Source organism: Streptomyces sp. NPDC037421 (assembly GCF_055602105.1).
Map to the genome: position 1 here is coordinate 332438 of NZ_JBVJWV010000006.1, position 22470 is coordinate 354907.

Consider the following 22470-nt stretch of genomic DNA (forward strand, 5'->3'; position numbering starts at 1 on the left):
AGCCACAGCACATGGCCGACTCCAGTTTCGACATCGTCTCGAAGGTCGAGCGGCAGGAGGTCGACAACGCCCTCAACCAGGCCGCCAAGGAACTCTCGCAGCGCTACGACTTCAAGGGCACCGGCGCCACCATCGCCTGGTCCGGCGACAAGATCCTGATGGAGGCGGTCTCCGAGGAGCGCGTCAAGGCCGTCCTCGACGTGTTCGAGACCAAGCTGGTCAAGCGCGGGATCTCGCTGAAGGCGCTGGACGCCGGCGAGCCGCAGCTGTCCGGCAAGGAGTACAAGATCTTCGCGTCGATCGAGGAGGGCATCTCGCAGGAGAACGCCAAGAAGGTCGCGAAGATCATCCGGGACGAGGGCCCCAAGGGCGTCAAGGCCCAGGTCCAGGGCGAGGAGCTGCGCGTCAGCTCCAAGAGCCGTGACGACCTCCAGGCCGTCCAGGCCCTCCTCAAGGGCAAGGACCTGGACTTCGCGATCCAGTTCGTGAACTACCGCTGAACCACCGCTGAGGCGCGAGAGCGTCACTGAGCGGACCCGTGGGGCACAACGGGGGCGGATCGCCGGGCTCTCCGGCGGCCGCCCGCGTTGTGCCCTTCGTCATGGGCGCCCGGCGGGGAGCGCAAGGTGTGTGCGGGGCGTGAGCGGCGCGTGCTCCTGCCCGGCCTCCCGGTGGTCACTAGGCGGGGGCGGATGCGCCCACCACGCTGGGTGACATCCATCACCGTGTGACGAGGGGGTTCCCGCATGCCCGGGGCCGGCAATTTCCGAGCGGACTTCGGCGCGTCCGTCGTCGTCGCGCTGGTCGCGCTTCCGCTCTGTGTGGGGGTGGCCGTCGCCTCGGGTGTACCGGCCGAGCTGGGGATCGTCACCGGGGTGGTCGGGGGGCTGGTCACCGGCTGGTTCCGGGGCAGTGCCCTCCAGGTCAGCGGTCCCGCGGCCGGACTGACCGTGCTGGTCTACGAGGCCGTGCACGGCTACGGACTGGCCGCGCTCGGGGTGCTGGTGCTGGCCGCCGGGGTGCTCCAGCTGGGCATGGGGGTGCTGCGGCTCGGGCGGTGGTTCCGGGCGATCTCAGTCGCCGTGGTGCACGGGATGCTGGCCGGCATCGGGCTCGTGCTGATCGCCGGGCAGCTCTACGCCGTGGGCGGAGTGGAGGCTCCCGGCCAGACCCTGGCCAAGATGGCCGCGGTGCACGAGCTCGGCGCGCGGGCCGACTGGGCCGCCGTGGCGCTGGGTGCGGGGACCATCGCCGTCCTGGTGCTCTGGCGCCGGGTGCCGGCCCGGGCGCGGCTCGTGCCGGGCGCGCTGGTCGGGGTGGCGGCGGCCACCGCCGTGGCCGCGGTGCTGCGGCTGCCCGTCGAGAGGGTCCGGGTGACGGGGGTGCTGGACGCGGTGGCGCCGCCGGGATGGTCCGGCTTCGGGGTGCTGGGGTCGGTCGGAGCCGCCGGGACCGTGATCGCGCTCGCGCTGATCGCCTCCGCCGAGACCCTCTTCAGTGCCGCGGCCGTCGACCGGATGCATGACGGGCCGCGCACCGACTACGACCGGGAACTGGTGGCGCAGGGCATCGGGAACACCGTGTGCGGGCTGCTCGGGGCGCTGCCGATGACCGCCGTGATCGTGCGCAGCTCGGCGAACGTGGAGGCCGGGGCCCGCACCCGGGCGGCCCGGATCATGCACGGCGGGTGGCTGCTGCTGTTCGCGGTGGCCTTTCCGCAGGTGCTGGAGGTGGTCCCGCTGGCCGCGCTCGCCGGGGTGCTGCTGCACGCGGGCTGGAAGCTGCTGCCGGCCCGGGCGGTGGCGGCCCTGTGGCGGACCCACCGGGGCGAGGCGGTGGTCCTGGTGGTGACTGCCGTGTCGATCGTGGCCACCAGCCTCTTCGAGGGGGTGCTGATCGGGCTGGGCCTGGCGGTGGCCAAGGCGGCCTGGGAGACCTCGCACGTGCACATCGAGGAGGCCTGGGAGGGCGACGAGCTGTGCGTCCGGGTCGTGGGGAACGCCAGTTTCCTGCGGCTGCCGAAGCTGCTGGACGCGCTGGAGGCGCTGCCGCTCGGGCCGTCGGTGCGGCTCGACCTCAGCGGGCTGCGGCACCTGGACCACGCCTGCCTGACCGCCCTGGAGGGGTGGGAGCGTGGGCGCATGCCGCTCCCGGGCCGGGAGGGTGTCAGCTAGGTCCTGTCCGGGCGATCAGGGCCGGGCCCGGGACGCCTGGCACCCCCAGCCCGTCACCCGGCCCGGCTACCCTCCGCCCGTGGACAACGAGCTGAAGCGCAGTCTGGGGGTCTCCGACGCCGTCGTGGTCGGACTCGGCGCCATGGTCGGCGCGGGGATCTTCGCCGCCCTCGCCCCGGCGGCGCGTGCGGCCGGCGGCGGGCTGCTCGCCGCCCTCGCGGTGGCGGCCCTGGTGGCGTACTGCAACGCCCTGTCCTCGGCCCGGCTGGCCGCCCGGTATCCGGCCTCCGGCGGGACCTATGTCTACGGCCGCGAGCGGCTCGGCCCGTTCTGGGGGTATCTGGCCGGCTGGGGCTTCGTGGTCGGCAAGACGGCCTCCTGTGCGGCGATGGCCCTGACCGTCGGGGCGTACGTGTGGCCGGGGCGGCAGCACGCGGTGGCCGTCGCGGCGGTGGTGGCGCTGACCGCCGCGGGCTACGGCGGGGTGCAGAAGTCGGCCCGGATCGCCCGGCTGATCGTGGCGGCGGTACTGGCGGTGCTGGCCGGGGTCGTCGTGGTGTGCCTGACCTCCGGCGCGTCGGATCCGGGGGCTCTGGCCGGCGGGGAGTGGGGGGCGGCCGGGCTGTTGCAGGGGGCGGGGCTGCTGTTCTTCGCCTTCGCGGGCTATGCCCGGATCACCACCCTGGGCGAGGAGGTGCGTGATCCGCGGCGCACGATCCCGCGCGCGGTGCCGCTCGCGCTGGGGATCGCCCTGCTGGTGTACGCGGCCGTGGCGGTGGCGGCCCTGTCGGTGCTCGGCAGCGGCGGCCTGGCGGTGTCGGCCGCCCCGCTGGCCGACGCGGTGCGCGCGGCCGGGTGGCCCGGACTGTCCCCGGTCGTCCGGGCGGGCGCGGCGCTGGCCGCGCTGGGCTCTCTGCTGGCCCTCGTGCTCGGGGTGTCGCGCACGGCCCTGGCGATGGCCCGGGACGGCCATCTGCCGCGCGCACTGGCCGCCGTACATCCCCGGCATCAGGTGCCGCACCACGCGGAGCTCGCGGTGGGTGCGGTCGTGGCGGTGCTGGCGGCCACCGCCGATCTGCGGGGCGCGATCGGCTTCTCCTCCTTCGGAGTGCTGGTCTACTACGCGATCGCGAACGCCTCCGCGTGGACTCTCGGTTCAGGTGTCAAGGGCCGGGCCGTGGCAGCGGTCGGGCTGTCCGGCTGTGTGGTGCTGGCCTGCACGCTGCCGCTCGCGTCGGCGGTTCCGGGGGCGGCGGTGCTGGCGCTGGGCGCGCTGGTCTACGGAGGACGGGCGCGGCTCAGGTCCGGGACCTGAACCCCTCCCGGGAGGTTTCCGTGCCCGCGCGCGGAGTCGCGCACTCGATCGGTGACTTGCTCCAGCAACTGCTCGGTTTCGTTCATGCGTTCATGGTGGCGCACCCCACTGACAGCCGCCCCGGCCTGTGGACAACTCAGGCCAGGACGACGTCGACGCCCTTCTCTCGGAAGAAGGAGAGCAGCTCGGAAAAGGCGGCGGGGCCCTGGGTCAGGGGCTGTACGCCCAGGCAGCGACGGGCCACCTCGTGGTCGTGCCAGACGAGGGTGAAAGGCCACTTGGCTCCGAAGCCGCCGCCCAGGGTGTCCGAGACGCCGTTCAGGCAGCGCCCGAAGTACCCGGCCGGCCCGTTGACCGCCTCGCCGAGGGCGCAGAAGAAGCCGTCCGCGTCGGTGACGTGCCTCCCGTCGAGGTGGTAGGTGCCTCCGGCCGGCCGGTCCGGGCCGTTGTGGTGCTTCAGGGCCGGGTCCAGCCAGCGGGCCCGGCCCTCACCGTCGAACCTCGCCCACAGGTTGGGGACGGCCGGACGGCCTTCGCTCCACAGCGGCCAGATCTCGGCGACGACGGGTGGCTGGGGTTCCATGTGCACGGTCAGGTCGTAGAGGCCGGGTGCCCGCGGGGACGGCTGCCAGTCGACGACGTCCGGGGTCCCCGCCGGGGCGAGGGCCTTTCCGCGGGCGTTCAGGACGTCCAGACGCCGGTAGCCGAGCGGCCGTTCGTCCCGGCCTTCCAGGACCTCGCGCAGCGGCCCGTGCAGGGTGCACCCAAGGAGCCGTACGACGTGCGGCGGCGGCTCCTCGACGGGCATCACCTCGGCGAGCTCGCGGAAGTGGCCCAGGAACCGGTCCTGGAGGTCGGACAGGTTGAAACCCGCGGCCAGGGGCGCCCCGGCCGGGTAGGGCGGCTGATGTTCGGAGCGGACGGCCTCGACGGTCACGTCCAGCCGCGAGGCGCCGCCGGGCCGGGTCGCGAGGACGCGCGCGTCCTCCAGGTACCACTCCCTGGCGGGGTCGCCGTCCCGGTGGACCGGCGTCAGCACGAGGAATCCCAGCGCGGCCGGGAGTTCGGCCTCCGCGGTGAAGCCGCGCAGCTCGTACCGCCGCCGCACCGGCTCCGGCGGGTCGGCGAAGAGGTTCTCCGCCTCCTCGCACAGCGCCCACAGCTGTTCCTCGTACCGGTCCTCGTTCTCGCCCCACAGGGCGAAGCGCGTGCCCGCCGTCACCGGGAGGCGAAGGGGGCGTCGGTCGGGACGATTTCGCGGCCCAGGGGGAGCAGGGAGAGGGGGACCATCTTGAAGTTGGCGATGCCGAACGGGATGCCGATGATCGTGACGCAGAGCGCGATGCCGGTGACGATGTGGCCGAGGGCCAGCCACCAGCCGGCCAGGACCAGCCACAGGACGTTGCCGACGCAGGACGGCGCGCCCGCGTCGTGGCGTTCGACCGTGGTGTAGCCGAAGGGCCAGAGGGCGTAGAGGGCTATGCGGAAGGCGGCTATCCCGAAGGGGATGCCGATGATGGTGATGCAGAGGATCAGGCCCGCCACGCAGTACCCGACGAACAGCCAGATCCCGCTGAGTACGAGCCATATGACGTTCAGGATGGTTTTCACCGGCTGTGTCCTGCCATCTGTTCGAGCCGGGCGATGCGCTCGGCCATCGGGGGGTGCGTCGAGAACATCCTGGAGAGCCCCTGGCCGGGCCGGAAGGGGTTGGCGATCATCATGTGGCTCGCCGTCTCCAGGCGGGGTTCGGGAGGCAGCGGGAGCTGCTTGGTGCCGGCGTCGAGCTTGCGCAGGGCGCTGGCCAGGGCGAGCGGGTCGCCGGTGAGCTGGGCGCCGGAGGCGTCGGCCTCGTATTCGCGCGAGCGGCTGACGGCGAGCTGGATCACGGACGCGGCCAGGGGGCCGAGGATCATGATGAGCAGCATGCCGAAGATGCCGGGGCCCTCGTCGTCGTTGGAGCGGCCGACCGGGATCAGCCAGGCGAAGTTCACCAGGAACATGATCACGGAGGCGAGGGCTCCGGCGACGGACGAGATGAGGATGTCGCGGTTGTAGACGTGGCTCAGCTCGTGCCCGATGACCCCGCGCAGTTCGCGCTCGTCGAGTATGCGCAGGATGCCCTCGGTACAGCAGACGGCGGCGTTGCGCGGGTTGCGGCCCGTCGCGAAGGCGTTGGGCGCCTCGGTCGGGGAGATGTAGAGCCGGGGCATGGGCTGGCGCGCGGAGGTGGAGAGCTCGCGCACCATGCGGTAGAGCTCGGGGGCCTCGAACTCGCTGACGGGGCGGGCGCGCATCGCGCGTAGAGCCAGCTTGTCGCTGTTCCAGTACGCGTAGGCGTTCGTCCCCAGGGCGACGAGGACGGCGACTATCAGGCCGCCCCGTCCGAAGAAGCTTCCGATGAGGATGATGAGTGCGGACAGCCCGCCGAGGAGTACGGCGGTCTTCAGCCCGTTGTGCCGGCGGTGCACGGTACGCCCTCCAAGTGGTGCGGCAGGGGAGCCCCGTCGTGGATCTGAGGGACTTCGGTCCAGTGGACCCTCCCTTCCTGGTCAACGCGAGGTGGCGGCGTCTGGTTCCCAGGGCACGGCGGGGCCGCCGCCCCCGTGGCACGGGCCGGGGGGCGGCGGCGGGCGTTGCTCCGTACGGGTGAGCCCGTACCCAAGGGCGCGGCCGTGAGGGCGCGGCCGTGAGGGCTACAGCGGGAAGAGGCTGCCGGAGGCGAAGCGCAGGACGAGCTGCGGGGCGCCCGAGAGGACCAGGGCGGTCACGGCGGTGAGGGCGATCGCGGCCGCGACGGGCCAGGGCGCCTTCGTACGGGCGGGCACGCCCGCGGCGGGCTCCGGCTCCGGGGTGCGGAACAGGAGCGCGGTCCAGCGCAGGTAGTAGTACAGGGCGACGACGACGTTCACGGCCATGAGCACGGCCAGCCAGCCCAGGCCCGCGTCGACGGCCGACCGGAAGACGGCGACCTTGGCGAAGAGGCCGATGATGCCCGGCGGCAGCCCGGCCAGGCAGAGCAGGAAGAAGGCCATCGCGAGGGCGGCGGCGGGCCGCTGCGCGTACAGGCCCCGGTAGTCGCTGATCCGGTTCAGCGGCTTCGTACGGGCCACCAGTGCGGCCACGGCGAAGGCGCCGAGGTTCACGGCCGCGTACATCAGCGCGTAGGCGACGGTGGAGCCGATCTGGTCACGGCCGGTGTACGCGGCCGCGGCGATCGGGACCAGGAGGTACCCGGCCTGGCCGACGGAGGACCAGGCGAGGAGGCGTACGGCGCCGTGGGCGCGGTCGGCGGACTGGCGCAGGGCGGCGGCGTTGCCGAGGGTCATGGTGAGCGCGGCGAGCACGGCCAGGGCCGGGCCCCAGATGTCGGAGTACGCGGGGAAGGCGATCACCGTGACGAGGATGAGGCCGGTGAAGCCGACGGCCTTGCCGATCACCGAGAGGTATCCGGCGACGGGCAGCGGGGCACCGACGTAGGTGTCGGGGACCCAGAAGTGGAAGGGGACGGCGGCGGTCTTGAAGGCGAAGCCGACGAGGGTGAGCGCGACGCCCGCCATGGCGAGCGTGTCGAGCTGCCCGGGTACCTCTTCGAGCCGTCCCGCGACCTGCGAGAGGTGCAGGGAGCCGGTGGCGGCGTAGACGAAGCTGACGCCCATCAGGGAGACGGCGGTGGCGGTGACCGAGGACAGGAAGAACTTGAGGGCGGCCTCGGAGGAGAGGCGGTCGCCGCGGCGCATGCCGACGAGGGCGAAGGCGGGCAGCGAGGCCACTTCGAGGGCGACGATCAGGGTGGCGAGGTCGCGGGAGGCGGGCAGCAGGGCGGCTCCGGCGGCGGAGGACAGCAGCAGGAACCAGTACTCGCCGGCCGGGGTGCGCGCGTCGCGGACGGCGGTGACCGACAGCAGCGCGGTGACCAGGGCCCCGGCCAGCACCAGGAACTGCACGACGAGCGTGAAGTGGTCGGCGGTGTAGCTGCACGCGGCCGGGTCGGTGGTGAGGCAGAAGGTGGTGCGGTCGCCGGCGCGCAGCGGCAGCAGGACGGCCGTCGCGGCGGCCAGGCCGGCCACGGAGATCCAGCCGAGGAGCGGCTTGCGGCCCTCCGGTACGAAGAGGTCGGCGACCAGGACGAACACGGCGACGGCGGCGGTGATGCCCACGGGCGCGATCGCGAGCCAGTCGACGGACTGGACGAGGCTGGGGGTGTCGGCGGCGAGGACCGTCGTGGCCGTCATGCGTTGCCTCCTGCGAGGAGCTTCTGTACGGCCGGGTCGGTGAGGCCGAGGAGGACCGCCGGCCACAGGCCGGCGAGGACGGTGAGGGCGACGAGCGGGGTCCAGGCGGCGAACTCGTAGCGCTGGACGTCGGCGACGGTGATCTCGGGACCGGCCTTCGGGTCGCCCATGCAGACGCGCCGTACGACGATCAGCAGGTAGGCGGCGGTGAGCAGGGTGCCGAACGCGCCGACGGCCGTGTAGGTGAGGAAGGCCGGGCGGGAGAGGCCCTCGGCGGGGTCGAAGGCGCCGAAGAGGGCCAGCATCTCGCCCCAGAACCCGGCCAGGCCGGGCAGGCCGAGGGAGGCGACGGCGGCGAAGGCGAGGAGGGCGCCGAGGCGGGGGGCGCGGCCGTAGAGGGCGGCGCCGGTGGCTCCGGCGAGGGTGTCGAGGTCGCTGCTGCCGTAGCGGTCCTTGAGGGCGCCGACGAGGAAGAAGAGGAGGCCGGTGATCAGGCCGTGGGCGATGTTGGCGAAGAGCGCGCCGTTGACCCCGGTGGGGGTCATGGACGCGATGCCGAGGAGGACGAAGCCCATGTGTCCGACGGAGGAGTACGCGATGAGGCGCTTGAGGTCGCCCTTGCCGTTCTTGCGGGTCAGCGCGAGGCAGGCGAGGGATCCGTAGACGATGCCGACGGCGGCGAAGGCGCCCAGGTAGGGGGCGAAGGTGTGCATGCCGTCGGGGGTGACGGGCAGCAGGATGCGGACGAACCCGTAGGTGCCCATCTTCAGCATGACGCCGGCGAGGAGCACGGAGCCGACGGTGGGGGCGGCGGTGTGGGCGTCGGGCAGCCAGGTGTGCAGCGGCCACATCGGGGTCTTCACGGCGAGGCCGATGCCGATGGCGAGGACGGCCAGGAGCTGGGTGGTGTGGCTCAGTCCGCGGCCGTTGTCAGAGGCGAGTGCCACCATGTCGAAAGTGCCGCTGTTCACGCCGATCAGCAGCAGCCCGAGCAGCATGACCACGGACCCGAGGAGGGTGTAGAGGATGAACTTCCAGGCGGCGGCCTGCCGCTGAGCACCGCCCCAGCGGGCGATGAGGAAGTACATCGGGATGAGGACCATCTCGAAGGCGAGGAAGAAGAGCATCAGGTCGAGTACGGCGAAGGTCGCGAGGGTGCCGGACTCGAGGACGAGGAGCAGCGCGACGAAGGCCTTCGGGGAAGGGCCTTCGGGGAGCTTGAAGTAGCTGTACACCGCGCAGAGGAAGAACAGCAGCGCGGTCATCAGGAGGAGGGGGAGCGAGATGCCGTCGATGCCGAGGTGGATCCGGATGTTCAGCGCCTGGATCCAGCTGATGTCCGTCGTCGCCTGGAAGCGGGACGGGGCGTCGTGGTCGAAGCCCAGGGTGAGGGCGACGGCCGCGGCGAGGACGACTCCGGTGACGGTGACGCCGTGGCGGAGCACGGCCTGTTCGGGGCTCCTGCCCTTGAGCCCGGGCGGGGCCGGCAGGAGGGCCGCGACGGCGCCGAGGAGCGGTGCGGCGACGGTGAACGCCAGAAGGAACTGCATCACGGACGGGCTGATATCGATCACGGCTGACTCTCGGCTCACGATCCGGCGTTGACGTTGGCGAGGACGGCGGTGGCGATCGCCAGGACCACGGCGCCGGCGAGCAGGGCGCTCAGGTAGCTCTGCACGTTGCCGGTCTGGGCCCGGCGTACGAGGCTGCCGAGCAGCCGGGGGCCGGCGCCCGCGCCGCGGACGTACGTGTCGACGACCTCGCGGTCCAGGAAGCGGACCAGGCCCGCGGCCGCCCGGGTGGGGCGGACGAAGAGCCGGTCGTAGACGGCGTCGAGGTGGAAGCCGTCGGCGGCGTGGCGGTGCAGCGGGCCGAGGAGGGCCCGGCCGGGGTCGGCCGCGGGGATGGCCGGGACGGCGGGGTGGTCGTGGGTCACCTCGGCCACCTCGGGGGTCTCGGCGGCGGATTCGGCGGCGGCGACGGACGCGGGCACGGCGGCACCGTTGCGGATCCCGGCGGCGGCGCGGGCGGTGGCCCGCTGCCAGAGGCCGTAGGTGAGCACGATGCCGATGAGCGCGGCGCCGGTGCCGAGGACCGAAGTGGTCACGGACGGGGTGAGTTCCTCGCCGTCGAACCAGTCGGCGAGGGGGCCGGCGGCGAGGCCGAAGGCGGTCGAGGGGACCGCCAGCAGCCACAGCACGCCGGTCATCGCGACGGGTTCCCTGCCGTGGTCGGGGGCGGCGGCGCCGCGGCCCCGGAAGGCCATCAGCCACAGCCGGGTGGCGTAGGCGGCGGTGAGCAGGGCGGTCACCACTCCGGCGACGAGGACGATCCAGCCGGCCGCGCCGGGTGCGAGGTCGGAGTGTCCGCCGGCGGCGTGCTCGGCGGCGACGAGGACGGCTTCCTTGGAGAAGAAGCCGGCGAAGGGCGGGATGGCGGCGAGCGCGAGCAGCGCGATCGTCATCGTCCAGAAGGCGTCGGGGATGCGCTTGGCCAGGCCGTCCATGCGGGACATGGCGGCCAGGGAGTTCGTTCCGGCGGCGTGGATGATGACGCCCGCGCCGAGGAAGAGGAGCGCCTTGAAGGCGCCGTGGGACAGGAGGTGGAAGACGGCGGCGCCGCGGTCGCCGACGGCGAGGGCGCCGGTCATGTAGCCGAGCTGGCCGACCGTGGAGTAGGCGAGTACGCGCTTGATGTCGTCCTGGGCGAGGGCGGCGAGGCCGGAGCCGATCATCGTGACGGCGGCCATGACGGCCATGACCACGAGTGCGGCCCGGGAGGCCGCGAAGACCGGCAGCAGGCGGGCGATGAAGTAGACGCCGGCGGCGACCATCGTCGCGGCGTGGATCAGCGCGGAGACCGGGGTGGGGCCGGCCATGGCGTCGGGGAGCCAGGTGTGGAGCGGGAACTGCGCGGACTTGCCGGCGACGCCGGCGAGCAGGAGCAGCGCGATGAGCGTCGGGTGGTCGAGTCCGCCCGCGGCGACGGTGCCGAGGATCTTGGTGATCCGGAAGGAGCCGGCGTCGGCGGCGAGCGCGAACAGTCCGATGAGGAAGGGGACGTCGCCGAGCTTGGTGACGAGGAAGGCCTTGAGGGAGGCGGAGCGGGCCGCCTCGGTCTCCCAGTAGTGGCCGACGAGGAAGTACGAGCAGATGCCCATGATCTCCCAGCCGACCAGCAGCACCATCAGGTCGCCGGAGTAGACCACGAGCAGCATGGCGGAGGTGAACAGGGAGACGAGGGCGGCGTAGGACGGGTAGCGCGGGTCCTCGCGCAGGTACGCCGTCGAGTAGAGCTGTACGCAGGTGGCGACGACCCCGACGAGGACGGCGACCAGTACGGCGAAGCCGTCCAGGTGGAGCGACAGCTCGATCGGGACCGAGCCGGTCGGGGTGAGTTCGGTCGCGGTGTCGATGGCCGGGCCGCCTCCGTGGCGGACGGCGACGAGCACGGCCAGGACGGCGGTGGCCAGCGTCGGCAGGACGGCGAGCGGCCTGACGAAGCCGGGGGCGGTGCGGCCCAGGAGCAGGCCGGCGACGGCGCCGAGGAAGGGGAGGACGGGGACGAGGACCGCGAGGGTCGTGGTGCTCACGCGGCGACCTCCGGCCGGGCAGTGGGGGCAGCGGTGTCATCGGGTCGGCCGCTCTCGTGGCCCTCGGCGGTGTCGCGCAGCTTGTCGACGTCCGAGGTGCCGCGGTTGCGGTACACCATCAGCACGATGGCGAGGCCGATGCCGATCTCGGCGGCGGCGATGGCGATCGTGAAGAGGGTGAGGGCCTGGCCGGCGTGCAGGGTGTCGCGCAGCCAGACGTCGAAGGCCACCAGGTTGAGGTTGACGGCGTTGAGCATCAGCTCGACGGACATCAGGACCAGGATGGCGTTGCGGCGGGCGAGCACTCCGTAGAGGCCGGTGGCGAAGAGGAGGGCCGCGAGGACCGCGGGGTAGGCGAGGTGCATCAGCGCTGTCCCTCCTGGCCGCCCGTGCGGGCGGCGGCGTGGGCCGCGTCGGCGGCGTCCTCGGCGGGGGTGTTGCGGCGGGAGAGCACGATGGCGCCGATCAGGGCGGCGAGGAGGAGCACGGAGAGCGCCTCGAAGGGGAGCACCCAGTGCTGGAAGAGGATCTCTCCGGAGACCTTGGTGGAGCCCTGGGCGGGGCCGTCGAGGTCGATCCAGGTGGTGCGGAAGGCGTCGACGACCACCCAGACGAGCGCGGCCCCGGCGGCACCCGCGACGCCGAGCGCGACCCAGCGGTTGCCGGAGTCGGCGTCCGGGGAGCGCCCGATGGGGGCCTTGGTGAGCATCAGCCCGAAGAGGAGGAGGACGACCACGGAGCCGAGGTAGATCAGGACCTGGACCCAGGCGATGAACTCGGCGGTCAGCAGCAGGTACTCGACGGCGATCCCGCCGAGCGCGACGACCAGCCAGAGGGCGGCGTGCACGAGCTGCTTGGTGGTGACCGTGATGACGGCCGCGCCGAGGGTGGCGAGGCCGACGAGGAGGAAGGCGATCTCGACGCCGGTCGGCGAGAGGAAGCCGGGGCCGGGCACCGGGGCGCCTGCGGCCGCGGCGGCTGCGAGGTGGGCGGGGTACATCAGGCGGTGCCTCCCGCCGGGGTGTCGGGGGTGCCGTCGGCGGGGGTGCCGTCGGCGGGCGGGGCCGCTTCGGCCTGGGCCGCGGCGGCGGCCGCCGCCGCGGTGGCTTCCGCCTTCTCCACGGCCTTGCGGGCGGCCGCGATCTCCTTGGGCTCCTCCGCCGCGGGGTCGAGGGCGGGCGGGGCCGGCACGGTCCACATCCATTCGCGCAGCTTGTCGCGCTCGTGGGTGAGCTCGTGGATGTCGGTCTCCGCGTACTCGAACTCCGGCGACCAGAAGAGGGCGTCGAAGGGGCACACCTCGATGCAGATGCCGCAGTACATGCAGAGGGAGAAGTCGATGGCGAAGCGGTCGAGGACGTTGCGGCTGCGCTCGCGGCCGCCGGGGGTGGCGGCGGGCACCGTCTCCTTGTGGGAGTCGATGTAGATGCACCAGTCGGGGCACTCGCGGGCGCAGAGCATGCAGACCGTGCAGTTCTCCTCGAACAGGCCGATGACCCCGCGGCTGCGGGGCGGGAGCTCGGGCTGCACCTCGGGGTACTGGGCGGTGTGCGCGCGCTTGGTCATCGTGCGCAGGGTGACGGCCAGGCCCTTGGCGAGGCCGGATCCGGGAATCGGGGGCATTACTGGATCGCCACCTTCACGATGCCGGTGAGCGCGATCTGGGCGAGCGCGAGCGGGATGAGTACGGTCCAGGCGAGCTTCTGGAGCTGGTCCTCGCGCAGGCGCGGGTAGCTCACCCGGAGCCAGATGACGACGAAGGCGAGGACGGCGGTCTTGAGGAGGGTCCAGAACCAGCCGAGGCCGTCACCGCCGAAGGGGCCGTGCCAGCCGCCGAGGAAGAGGACGGTGGTGAGGCCGCACAGGACGACGATGCCGGCGTACTCGGCGAGCAGGAACAGCGCGAAGCGCAGGCCCGTGTACTCCGTGTACGCGCCGAAGATGATCTCGGAGTCGGCGACGGGCATGTCGAACGGGGGCCGCTGGAGCTCGGCGAGGCCTGCGGTGAAGAAGACGACAGCGCCGATGATCTGCCAGGGCAGCCACCACCACTCGAAGGCTCCGACGATGCCCGGCAGGGACACGGTCCCTGCGGCCATCGCGACCGAGGCGGCGGCGAGCAGCATGGGCAGCTCGTACGCGAGCAGCTGGGCCGCGGTGCGCAGGCCGCCGAGCAGGGAGAACTTGTTGGCGGAGGCCCAGCCGCCCATGAGGCTGCCGAGCACGCCGACGCCCATGACGGCAAGCGCGTAGAAGAGGCCGGCGTCGATGACCTGGCCGATCCAGCTGTCGCCCGGGCCGATGGGGATGGCGATCAGGACGAGGAGGTACGGCAGCAGCGCGACGGCGGGGGCGAGCTGGAAGATCCGCCGGTCGGCGTTGGCCGGGACGATGTCCTCCTTCTGCGCGAACTTCACGCCGTCGGCGACGAGCTGGGCCCAGCCGTGGAAGCCGCCGGCGTACATGGGGCCGAGCCGGCCCTGCATGTGCGCCATCACCTTGTGCTCGGTCTGCCCGATGACGAGCGGGAGCACGAGGAAGACGGCGAAGACGACGATCAGTCGCAGGGCGACGTCGAGGACGTCGTTCACGCGTCGCCTCCGGTGGTGTCGGGTTCGGTCTCGGGCTGGGACTGGGGCTTGGGCTTGGGCTTGGGTTCAGGCTGGGGGTCCGGCTGCGGCGGGGTGGCGGCCGGGGGCTCCTCGAAGGCGGGCTTCGGGTTGTGCCAGGGGGCGTCGGCGCTGCGCGGTGCCGGGCGCCCGGGAGCCTGCGGCTCCGGCGCGGGGTCCTGCTGTCCGGCGCCTTCGCCCGCCGGGACGGCCTGGCTCGCCGAGCCGGCCGCGGCGGAGCGGGTGCGCCGGGCGGGGCGCGGGGCGTCGGGGGCATCGGCTGGGGCATCCGGAGTGCCCGACTCCGCCGGGGCCGCCTGGCCGGCGGAGCCGTCGGAGGCCGAGCGGGTGCGGCGGGCGGCACGCGGCGGGGTCTCCGGGGCGTCCGCCGCGTCGGCCGCCGGGGCCGGGGTCGGGGCCGGGGCGGCCTGGCTGGCGGAGCCGTCCGCCACCGAGCGGGTACGGCGGGCGGGGCGCGGCGGGGTCTCCGGGGCGTCGGGGGCCGCGGCCTGGGTGGCCGAGCCCTCCGTCACCGAGCGGGCGCGGCGCACCGGGGCGCCCTCGCGCGGGGTGCGGGCCGGGCCGGCCCCGGCGGCGCGCGGGGTGCGGGCGGGCCGGGCGGGGGCGGGGGGCAGCTGGCCCTTGAGGGGGCCCCAGTCGTTCGGGTCCGGCACGCCGGGCGGGAGCATCTGGCGGCGCTTGGGCGCGTCCGGGTCGTGCGCCTCGCCCGGCTCCTTGGCCCCGGGCCACGCCTTGGCGACGCGCGCCGCCAGCACGAAGTCCTTGCGCAGCGGGTGTCCCTCGAAGTTCTCGGGGAGGAGCAGGTGGACGAGGTTGGGGTGGTCCGTGAAGGTGACCCCGAACATCTCGAAGGTCTCCCGCTCGTGCCAGGCGGCGCCCGCGTACACGTCGACGGCAGACGGCAGCGAGGGCGCCGAGTGCGGGACGGTCGTGCGGAGCAGCAGGCGGCGTACCCGGTGGTTCTCCAGGGAGACGACGTGCGCGCAGACGCGGAAGCCCGTATCGGGCTCGTCGACCGCGCTCAGCCAGTCGAAGTAGGTGCAGCCGAGCTTGTCGCGGGCGATCTCCAGCGAGGAGATCCAGGAGCCGACGGGGACGTCGACCGTGAGGAGCTCGTACGCGGACGAGGCGACGGCCTCGGCACCGAAGACCGTGCCGGCCGCTTCGGGGAGTGAGTCGTAGAGGTTCACGCGCCGGCCCCCGGTGCGGGCGGCGCCGCGACGAGGCCGCTGGTGAGCTGGGCGACGGAGGGCGATGCCGCGTAGCGGTCCGCGAGGGACTCCCGGGCGATCTTCTCCTGGAGCTTGAGGATGCCCTGGAGGAGCGCCTCCGGGCGGGGCGGGCAGCCCGGCACGTAGACGTCGACCGGAATGATCTGGTCCACGCCCTTGGTGACGGAGTACGAGTCCCAGTACGGGCCGCCGCAGTTGGAGCAGGCGCCGAAGGAGATGACGTACTTCGGCTCCGGCATCTGCTCGTACAGGCGCCTGACGGCCGGGGCCATCTTGTCCGTCACCGTGCCCGAGACGATCATCAGGTCGGCTTGGCGCGGGCCCGGCGCGAACGGAATGACACCCAGGCGGATGAAGTCGTGCCGGGCCATCGACGCGGCGATGAACTCGATCGCGCAGCAGGCGAGGCCGAAGTTGAAGACCCACAGGCTGTAGCGGCGGCCCCAGTTCAGGACCACCTTCATGGGCTCCGGGGCGAGGCGGGAGAGCACTCCCAGCCTCTTCGGTTCCGGAAGCAGCTGGGGTTCCGGGGTGACGGCCGGTGTCACGTCCATTCGAGGACGCCCTTCTTGTACGCGTAGAGCAGGCCGACGGCCAGGAACCCCAGGAAGATGAACATCTCGACCAGGGTCGTGGCGCCGTAACCGGCGGCGGCGAACACCGTCGCCCACGGGAAGAGGAAGATCGAGTCGACGGCGAAGATGACGTACAGGAACGCGTAGACGTAGTAGCGGACCTGGGTGTGAGCCCAGCCCTCGCCCACGGGGTCCACGCCGCACTCGTACGTCAGCAGCTTCTCGGGGGTCGGGACCACGGGCCGCAGCAGGCGGCCGGCGCCGAAGGCCACGGCGACGAAGAGCACGCCGACGACAGCGAGCAGGCCGACGACCGAATAGCTCCGGAAGTAGTCCGCTGCGATCACGGTTGCTGTCGATACCGTTGGGTCGGGCACGTCCGTTCCTCGCTCCTCGGCAACTGTCGACGATCAGGTTGATCTGGTACGGCAGGGAGTCTAGGGCCTGGGCCGCACGGGGTGGGGTTACCCCCCGTTCACTGGCGCCTGGCTGCCCCATGGCGTCGGCGGGGCGGAATTGGCAGGCTGAGCCGCATGACCGCGAACGATCAAGCTTCCGCTCCCCCTCCCGTACGCCCCGCCTTCGACGCGGCCACGTGGAAGGAGATCGCCTACCTCCTGAGCAACCTGCCGGTGGCGTTGATCGGATTCGTTTACACGGTTTTCATGATTGCGACGGCGGGCGGTCTGTCCGTGACCGCGATCGGACTGCCGCTGGTCGCGTGCGGTCTCCTCGGGTCTCGGCAGCTCGGGAAACTCGAACGCGCCCGGGCACGGGCCCTGCTCGGTGTACGGGTGGACGAGCCGACCCCGCTGCCGGGGCCGAAGCGGGCCGGCGGGTTCTTCGCCTGGCTGTGGGCCGGGATCAAGGACCCGGTGGGCTGGCGGACCGTGCTGTACGCACTGGTCCGGCTGCCGTGGGGAGTACTGACCTTCAGTATCGCGCTGACCGGGCTGTTCGTGCTGTGGCCCGTACTGCCGTACGTGGTGCGCGGCCTGGCCAACGTGGACCGCGCGACGGTACGGGGCCTGCTGTCGCCCTCCGACGAGCTGGAGCGGCGCATCGCGGAGCTGGAGTCGGGGCGCGGGGTGGTCGTGGACACGGCGGCGGCCGATCTGCGGCGGATCGAGCGCGACCTGCACGACGGGGCGCAGGCCCGGCTGGTGGCACTGGCCATGGGGCTCGGTCTGGCGAAGGAGAAGCTGCTGGAGGACCCGGAGGGCGCGGCGGCGATGGTCGACGAGGCGCACGGCGAGGTGAAGCTGGCGCTCCAGGAGCTGCGGGACCTCGCGCGGGGCATCCACCCGGCGGTGCTGACCGACCGGGGGCTCGACGCGGCGCTGTCGTCGGTGGCCTCGCGGTGCCTGGTGCCGGTGAAGGTGCACGTGGAGCTGGCGGAGCGGCCGGCCGAGGCGATCGAGGGGATCGCGTACTTCGTGGTGTCGGAGCTGTTGCAGAACGTCAGCAAGCACGCGGGTGCGCGGGGCGCGGGCGTCGAGGTGTGGCGGGCGGGGGCGCGGCTGCTGATCCGGGTGGCGGATGACGGGCGGGGCGGCGCCGATGCCTCCGGCGGGAGTGGGCTGGCGGGGCTCGCGGAGCGGCTGCGGGCGGTGGACGGGGTGTTCGTGGTGGAGTCCCCCGAGGGGGAGGGGACGGTGGTCACGGCCGAGCTGCCGTGGCGCGGCCGCGCGTAGGGGCTGGGTGCCGGGCCCGTGCCGGGTGCCGGGCCCGTGCCGGGTGCCGGGCCCGTGCCGGGTGCCGGGCCGTGCCGGGTGCGGGCCGTGTGCCGCTGCGCGGGACTGGTCCCCTACCCGCCCTTCGCCCGTTCCCCGGGCTCCGCCCGGACCCGCGCCTCAAACGCCGGCGGGGCTGGGGTGGGGCGGGCGTCGGCGGGGCTGGGGTTGCTCGGACGCCGGCGGGGCTGGTGTGGGGCGGGCTCGGGGTGGGGGTGGGGTTAACCCCACTGGGGAGACGCCGACCTGCCGCATGGTTCGGGCAGAGGGGCGGGCGGCACGGTTGAGGGGTCGAGGACGAGCTGAAGGGCGGGGCGGGATCATGGGCAACGGCAAGGGCATCGGCAGGGCGGTGCTGCGGGCTCCGGTGATGGCGCAGACCTGGCGCGAGTTCGCCTACCTGCTGGTGGGCCTGCCGCTCAGCACCCTGTACTTCTCGCTCGCCGTCACCGGAGTGGCCATCGGCGCGGGGCTGCTCGTGACGTTCGTCGGGGTGCCGGTGCTGGCCGGGGTGCTGGCCATGTGCCGGGGCTTCGGGCGGGTGGAGCGGGCCCGGGTACGCGGGATGCTGCGCGTGCCGCTCGCCGGTCCGGCGCCGGTCCGGGCGGGCAAGGGCGGGGCGGTGGCCAGGCTCGGGGCACTGCTCAAGAACGGCAGCGCCTGGCGGCACGTGCTGTACTGCGTGGTCCACCTGCCCTGGGCGGTGTTCACCTTCTCGACGGCGCTCGTCCTGTGGACCGCCGGCTGGAGCATGCTGCTGTACCCGCTGTGGTTCTGGGTCTTCCCGGCCTTCACCGACCTGCCGGGACTGCCGGTCCTCCAGAACGACGAGTACGCCTTCTACGTGGACTCCCCCGCGACGATCGCCGGCGCCTTCGTCATCGGGCTGGGCCTGACGCTGGCCACCCCGTGGGTGCTGCGGGCGCTGACCACCGCCGACCGGGTGCTGGTCAGCGGGCTGCTCGGCCGGTCCCGCCTGGACGACCGGGTCATGGAGCTGGAGTCCGACCGCGGGGCGGTCGTGGACACGGCGGCGGCCGATCTGCGGCGGATCGAGCGCGACCTGCACGACGGGGCGCAGGCCCGGCTGGTGGCGCTGGCCATGGACCTGGGGCTGGCGAAGGAGAAGCTGGCCGAGGATCCGCAGGCCGCGGCCCGGATGGTGGACGAGGCGCACGGCGAGGTGAAGATCGCCCTCCAGGAGCTGCGGGACCTGGCCCGGGGCATCCACCCGGCGGTGCTGACCGACCGGGGGCTCGACGCGGCACTGTCGTCGGTGGCCTCGCGGTGCGCGGTTCCGGTACAGGTGGAGGTGGATCTCCCGGCCCGGCCGGCGGCGGCGATCGAGGGGATCGCGTACTTCACGGTCTCCGAGCTGCTTCAGAACGTCAGCAAGCACGCGGGGGCGCGGGGCGCGAGCGTCGAGGTCTGGAAGTCGGGGGCGCGGCTGCTGCTGCGGGTGGCCGACGACGGGCGGGGCGGCGCCGAAGCCTCGGGCGGGAGCGGGCTGGCCGGGCTCGCGGAGCGGCTGGACGCGGTGGACGGGGTGTTCGTGGTGGATTCCCCCGAGGGGGAGGGGACGGTGGTCACGGCCGAGCTGCCGTGGCGGGCCTGACGGGTCCCGGCCCTTGACGGGTCCCGGCCCCTGCCGGGTCCCGGCCCCTGCCGGGTGCGGGTGGCGGGCCGGTGGGAAGGGCCGGCCCGCTGCCGGCCCTTCCGCCGTCCCTCCCCCGGCCGCCTCCCCCAGCCGCCTCCCCCACTCCGTCCGGAGGTGGACCCCCAGAGGTACCCCCAGGGATCCGCCCCGGACCCCTTACAGGGGGCTCCGCCCCCCGACGCTCCCCCAGATACCGCTGGGAGGCGCCCCGAGCGCCTCGAACGTCGGCCAGGCTGGATTCGGTCATGTCTTCCGGCCTTGGCTTGGATCCGCCCCCTGGGGGCGGTCCGGCTGGGATGCTTGGCTCTGCCAAGTGGGTCGACGAGTGGACGCGGGAGCTGCGGGAACGTGGAAGACAGGGTGCGGGTCGTCATCGCCGAGGATTCAGTGCTGCTCCGTGAGGGCCTGACCCGGTTGCTGACCGACCGGGGGCATGACGTCGTGGCGGGCGTCGGGGACGCGGAAGCCCTGCTCAAGACGGTGGCGGACCTGGCGGCCGAGGGAACGCTGCCGGACGTGGTGGTGGCCGACGTGCGGATGCCGCCGACGCACACCGACGAGGGCGTACGGGCCGCCGTGCGGCTGCGCCGCGACTACCCCGGCATCGGCGTGCTGGTGCTGTCGCAGTACGTGGAGGAGCAGTACGCCACCGAACTCCTGGCCGGTTCCAGTACCGGCGTGGGGTACCTGCTGAAGGACCGCGTGGCCGAGGTCCGGGAGTTCCTCGACGCCGTCGTCCGCGTCGCCCGGGGCGGAACGGCGCTGGACCCCGAGGTCGTCGCGCAGCTGCTCGGCCGCAGCCGGAAGCAGGACGTCCTCGCCGGCCTGACCCCGCGCGAGCGCGAGGTACTGGGCCTGATGGCTGAAGGACGCACGAATTCCGCTGTGGCCAAGCAGCTCGTGGTGAGCGACGGGGCCGTGGAGAAGCACGTCAGCAATATCTTCATGAAGCTGGGTTTGTCCCCGAGTGACGGGGATCACCGGCGTGTACTGGCGGTCCTCACCTACCTGAGGTCTTGATTAACTGACAATCTGTCAGGTAAGGCGCGCCGTTCCGGCGCGCCACGGCGACCGCCGGGTGATTTGGAATATTTCGAGTTGTGCACGACGTCTGTCGGACAGACCTCCCCGTAAGGGGCGGTCCAGAATGCGGGCGACCCAGGGCCGGACGACTTTACGGACGTAGGGTTGGTTTTGGGAACGAGCGCCCCCGCCTCGAAGGAGGTCCAGTTCAGTGACCAGCCAGGTCAGTAGCCCGGCCGAGCAGGCCGACGGGGCCGGCGGGTCCATCGGGGAGCAGCGCACCGCGACTGCGCCCCATGGAGCCGGCAAGGAGATCCGCCGTGTCGACCGGGTGATCATCCGTTTCGCGGGTGACTCGGGTGACGGTATGCAGCTGACGGGTGACCGTTTCACCTCGGAGACGGCGTCCTTCGGCAACGACCTCTCGACGCTGCCGAACTTCCCGGCCGAGATCCGGGCCCCCGCCGGGACCCTGCCGGGCGTGTCGTCGTTCCAGCTGCATTTCGCGGACCACGACATCCTCACCCCGGGTGACGCACCGAACGTGCTGGTCGCGATGAATCCGGCGGCGCTGAAGGCCAACATCGCGGACGTGCCGCGCGGCGCGGAGATCATCGTCAACACCGACGAGTTCACCAAGCGCCCGATGGCCAAGGTCGGCTACGAGACCTCCCCGCTGGAGGACGGCTCGCTCTCCGCGTACAACATCCACCAGGTGCCGCTGACCACCCTGACGGTGGAGGCCCTGAAGGACTTCGGGCTCTCCCGCAAGGAGGCCGAGCGCAGCAAGAACATGTTCGCGCTGGGCCTGCTGAGCTGGATGTACCACCGTCCCACGGAGGGCACCGAGAACTTCCTGCGGCAGAAGTTCGCGAAGAAGCCCGACATCGCCGAGGCGAACATCGTCGCCTTCCGCGCGGGCTGGAACTTCGGCGAGACGACCGAGGACTTCGCCGTCTCCTACGAGGTCGCCCCGGCCACCAAGGCCTTCCCGACGGGCACCTACCGGAACATCTCCGGGAACCTGGCGCTCTCCTACGGGCTGATCGCGGCGGCCCAGCAGGCCGATCTGCCCCTCTACCTGGGCTCGTACCCGATCACCCCGGCCTCGGACATCCTGCACGAGCTGTCGAAGCACAAGAACTTCGGCGTACGGACCTTCCAGGCCGAGGACGAGATCGCCGGCATCGGCGCCGCCCTCGGCGCGGCCTTCGGCGGCGCGCTCGGCGTGACGACCACCTCCGGGCCCGGCGTGGCACTGAAGTCCGAGACCATCGGGCTGGCGGTGTCCCTGGAGCTGCCGCTGCTGATCGTGGACATCCAGCGCGGCGGGCCCTCGACCGGGCTGCCGACCAAGACCGAGCAGGCGGACCTCCTCCAGGCCATGTACGGCCGCAACGGCGAGGCCCCCGTCCCGGTCGTCGCCCCGCGCACCCCGGCGGACTGCTTCGACGCGGCGCTCGACGCGGCGCGGATCGCCCTCACCTACCGGACGCCGGTCTTCCTGCTCTCCGACGGGTACCTCGCCAACGGCTCCGAGCCGTGGCGGATCCCGGACGTGGCGGACCTCCCCGACCTGAAGGTCCAGTTCGCGACGGCGGCCAACCACACCCTCGCCGACGGCACCGAGGTGTTCTGGCCCTACAAGCGGGACCCGCGGACCCTGGCCCGCCCCTGGGCGGTCCCGGGCACGCCCGGTCTGGAGCACCGGATCGGCGGGATCGAGAAGCAGGACGGCACGGGCAACATCAGCTACGACCCGGCCAACCACGACTTCATGGTCCGCACCCGGCAGGCCAAGATCGACGGCATCGAGGTCCCGGACCTGGAGGTCGACGACCCGGACGGCGCCCGCACCCTCGTCCTGGGCTGGGGCTCCACCTACGGCCCCGTCACCGCCGCCGTCCGCCGGCTGCGCACCGCCGGCGCCCCGGTCGCGCAGGCCCACCTGCGCCACCTCAACCCCTTCCCGAGGAATCTCGGAGAGGTCCTGAAGCGTTACGACAAGGTAGTGGTGCCGGAGATGAACCTCGGGCAGCTGGCCACCCTGATCCGGGCGAGGTACTTGGTCGACGCCCAGTCGTACAACCAGGTCAACGGAATGCCCTTCAAGGCGGAGCAGCTCGCGAAGGTCCTCGAGGAGGCCATCAATGACTGAGGTGACCGACGCACACACCGACGCACACACCGGCGTCCCCACCCTGCTCTCCCTGGTCCCCAAGGCCGAGGCCAAGCAGTCGATGAAGGACTTCAAGTCGGACCAGGAGGTCCGCTGGTGTCCGGGCTGCGGGGACTACGCCGTCC

19 protein-coding genes and 2 pseudogenes are annotated in these 22470 nt (G+C 72.7%); 8 read left to right on the forward strand and 13 right to left on the reverse strand.

Annotated features, from left to right (window positions below; translation table 11 throughout):
• Positions 1–11 precede the first annotated feature (11 nt).
• The 3 genes from ACZ7IF_RS12650 (at position 12) to ACZ7IF_RS12660 (ending at position 3489) form a co-directional block, all read left to right on the forward strand.
• A complete protein-coding gene (locus tag ACZ7IF_RS12650; RefSeq protein WP_470968081.1) occupies positions 12–500 on the forward strand; it encodes a YajQ family cyclic di-GMP-binding protein in 489 nt (162 codons plus the stop codon).
• A 246-nt stretch (positions 501–746) separates the two neighbouring features.
• Positions 747–2174 (forward strand): SulP family inorganic anion transporter, encoded by a 1428-nt coding sequence (locus tag ACZ7IF_RS12655; RefSeq protein ID WP_470968085.1) that lies wholly within the window; start codon positions 747–749, stop codon positions 2172–2174.
• Between the two features lie 79 nt (positions 2175–2253).
• On the forward strand, positions 2254–3489 hold the full coding sequence (locus ACZ7IF_RS12660; RefSeq protein WP_470968091.1) for an APC family permease: 1236 nt from the start codon (positions 2254–2256) through the stop codon (positions 3487–3489).
• Between the two features lie 136 nt (positions 3490–3625).
• Here ACZ7IF_RS12660 and ACZ7IF_RS12665 read toward each other — a convergent pair whose 3' ends face one another.
• The 13 genes and pseudogenes from ACZ7IF_RS12665 to ACZ7IF_RS12725 all read right to left on the reverse strand — a co-directional run bounded on the left by ACZ7IF_RS12665 (position 3626) and on the right by ACZ7IF_RS12725 (position 16130).
• Positions 3626–4711, reverse strand: coding sequence for a barstar family protein (locus tag ACZ7IF_RS12665; RefSeq protein WP_470968097.1), 1086 nt, complete (start codon positions 4709–4711; stop codon positions 3626–3628).
• Positions 4708–5100 (reverse strand): YccF domain-containing protein, encoded by a 393-nt coding sequence (locus ACZ7IF_RS12670; RefSeq protein WP_470968104.1) that lies wholly within the window; start codon positions 5098–5100, stop codon positions 4708–4710. Before ACZ7IF_RS12670 ends, ACZ7IF_RS12665 begins: the two co-directional genes overlap by 4 nt.
• Positions 5097–5960: a zinc metalloprotease HtpX gene (gene htpX / locus ACZ7IF_RS12675; protein ID WP_470968110.1), complete on the reverse strand. Its 864-nt coding sequence runs from the start codon at positions 5958–5960 to the stop codon at positions 5097–5099. The genes ACZ7IF_RS12670 and htpX overlap by 4 nt, the downstream gene beginning before the upstream one ends.
• Positions 5961–6185: 225 nt before the next feature.
• Entirely contained in the window at positions 6186–7724 is a 1539-nt protein-coding gene (locus ACZ7IF_RS12680; RefSeq protein ID WP_470968116.1) for an NADH-quinone oxidoreductase subunit N, read from the reverse strand.
• Positions 7721–9274, reverse strand: a complete 1554-nt coding sequence (locus ACZ7IF_RS12685; RefSeq protein ID WP_470968218.1) for a complex I subunit 4 family protein — start codon at positions 9272–9274, stop codon at positions 7721–7723. Before ACZ7IF_RS12685 ends, ACZ7IF_RS12680 begins: the two co-directional genes overlap by 4 nt.
• Positions 9275–9312: 38 nt before the next feature.
• A complete protein-coding gene (locus tag ACZ7IF_RS12690; RefSeq protein ID WP_470968123.1) occupies positions 9313–11316 on the reverse strand; it encodes an NADH-quinone oxidoreductase subunit 5 family protein in 2004 nt (667 codons plus the stop codon).
• Positions 11313–11681, reverse strand: coding sequence for an NADH-quinone oxidoreductase subunit NuoK (gene nuoK / locus ACZ7IF_RS12695; RefSeq protein WP_470968131.1), 369 nt, complete (start codon positions 11679–11681; stop codon positions 11313–11315). Before nuoK ends, ACZ7IF_RS12690 begins: the two co-directional genes overlap by 4 nt.
• A complete protein-coding gene (locus ACZ7IF_RS12700; RefSeq protein WP_470968137.1) occupies positions 11681–12316 on the reverse strand; it encodes an NADH-quinone oxidoreductase subunit J family protein in 636 nt (211 codons plus the stop codon). Before ACZ7IF_RS12700 ends, nuoK begins: the two co-directional genes overlap by 1 nt.
• Positions 12316–12939, reverse strand: coding sequence for a NuoI/complex I 23 kDa subunit family protein (locus ACZ7IF_RS12705; RefSeq protein ID WP_470968142.1), 624 nt, complete (start codon positions 12937–12939; stop codon positions 12316–12318). The genes ACZ7IF_RS12700 and ACZ7IF_RS12705 overlap by 1 nt, the downstream gene beginning before the upstream one ends.
• Positions 12939–13907 (reverse strand): complex I subunit 1/NuoH family protein, encoded by a 969-nt coding sequence (locus ACZ7IF_RS12710; RefSeq protein ID WP_125598587.1) that lies wholly within the window; start codon positions 13905–13907, stop codon positions 12939–12941. The genes ACZ7IF_RS12705 and ACZ7IF_RS12710 overlap by 1 nt, the downstream gene beginning before the upstream one ends.
• Positions 13908–14746: 839 nt before the next feature.
• A pseudogene (locus tag ACZ7IF_RS12715) lies at positions 14747–15136 on the reverse strand (NADH-quinone oxidoreductase subunit C); the annotation flags it as partial.
• Positions 15133–15732: an NADH-quinone oxidoreductase subunit B gene (locus ACZ7IF_RS12720; RefSeq protein ID WP_405979222.1), complete on the reverse strand. Its 600-nt coding sequence runs from the start codon at positions 15730–15732 to the stop codon at positions 15133–15135. The gene ACZ7IF_RS12720 and the pseudogene ACZ7IF_RS12715, both read right to left, overlap by 4 nt.
• Complete coding sequence (locus tag ACZ7IF_RS12725; RefSeq protein WP_042801540.1) at positions 15723–16130, reverse strand: NADH-quinone oxidoreductase subunit A; 408 nt, start codon at positions 16128–16130, stop codon at positions 15723–15725. The genes ACZ7IF_RS12720 and ACZ7IF_RS12725 overlap by 10 nt, the downstream gene beginning before the upstream one ends.
• 156 nt (positions 16131–16286) lie before the next feature.
• Between ACZ7IF_RS12725 and ACZ7IF_RS12730 the strand changes: the two genes are divergently transcribed.
• From ACZ7IF_RS12730 to ACZ7IF_RS12750, 5 genes and pseudogenes are all read left to right on the forward strand, one after another.
• Complete coding sequence (locus tag ACZ7IF_RS12730; protein ID WP_470968150.1) at positions 16287–17447, forward strand: sensor histidine kinase; 1161 nt, start codon at positions 16287–16289, stop codon at positions 17445–17447.
• 361 nt (positions 17448–17808) lie between these two features.
• Positions 17809–19101, forward strand: a complete 1293-nt coding sequence (locus tag ACZ7IF_RS12735; protein WP_470968157.1) for a sensor histidine kinase — start codon at positions 17809–17811, stop codon at positions 19099–19101.
• A 402-nt stretch (positions 19102–19503) separates the two neighbouring features.
• Positions 19504–20163 carry a response regulator transcription factor gene (locus ACZ7IF_RS12740; protein ID WP_470968223.1) on the forward strand — a complete coding sequence of 220 codons (660 nt, stop codon included), beginning with the start codon at positions 19504–19506 and terminating at the stop codon, positions 20161–20163.
• A gap of 214 nt (positions 20164–20377) precedes the next feature.
• Positions 20378–22324, forward strand: a complete 1947-nt coding sequence (locus tag ACZ7IF_RS12745; RefSeq protein ID WP_470968160.1) for a 2-oxoacid:acceptor oxidoreductase subunit alpha — start codon at positions 20378–20380, stop codon at positions 22322–22324.
• Positions 22317–22470, forward strand: a pseudogene (locus tag ACZ7IF_RS12750) (2-oxoacid:ferredoxin oxidoreductase subunit beta); the annotation flags it as partial. The gene ACZ7IF_RS12745 and the pseudogene ACZ7IF_RS12750, both read left to right, overlap by 8 nt.

Coding starts and splice junctions, on each gene's coding strand:
- ACZ7IF_RS12650 (WP_470968081.1), top strand. CDS start 12: ATGGCCGACTCCAGTTTCGACATCGTCTCGAAGGTCGAGCGGCAGGAG.
- ACZ7IF_RS12655 (WP_470968085.1), top strand. CDS start 747: ATGCCCGGGGCCGGCAATTTCCGAGCGGACTTCGGCGCGTCCGTCGTC.
- ACZ7IF_RS12680 (WP_470968116.1), bottom strand. CDS start 7,724: ATGACGGCCACGACGGTCCTCGCCGCCGACACCCCCAGCCTCGTCCAG.
- ACZ7IF_RS12685 (WP_470968218.1), bottom strand. CDS start 9,274: ATGCAGTTCCTTCTGGCGTTCACCGTCGCCGCACCGCTCCTCGGCGCC.
- nuoK (WP_470968131.1), bottom strand. CDS start 11,681: ATGCACCTCGCCTACCCCGCGGTCCTCGCGGCCCTCCTCTTCGCCACC.
- ACZ7IF_RS12700 (WP_470968137.1), bottom strand. CDS start 12,316: ATGTACCCCGCCCACCTCGCAGCCGCCGCGGCCGCAGGCGCCCCGGTG.
- ACZ7IF_RS12705 (WP_470968142.1), bottom strand. CDS start 12,939: ATGCCCCCGATTCCCGGATCCGGCCTCGCCAAGGGCCTGGCCGTCACC.
- ACZ7IF_RS12720 (WP_405979222.1), bottom strand. CDS start 15,732: ATGGACGTGACACCGGCCGTCACCCCGGAACCCCAGCTGCTTCCGGAA.
- ACZ7IF_RS12730 (WP_470968150.1), top strand. CDS start 16,287: ATGACCGCGAACGATCAAGCTTCCGCTCCCCCTCCCGTACGCCCCGCC.
- ACZ7IF_RS12735 (WP_470968157.1), top strand. CDS start 17,809: ATGGGCAACGGCAAGGGCATCGGCAGGGCGGTGCTGCGGGCTCCGGTG.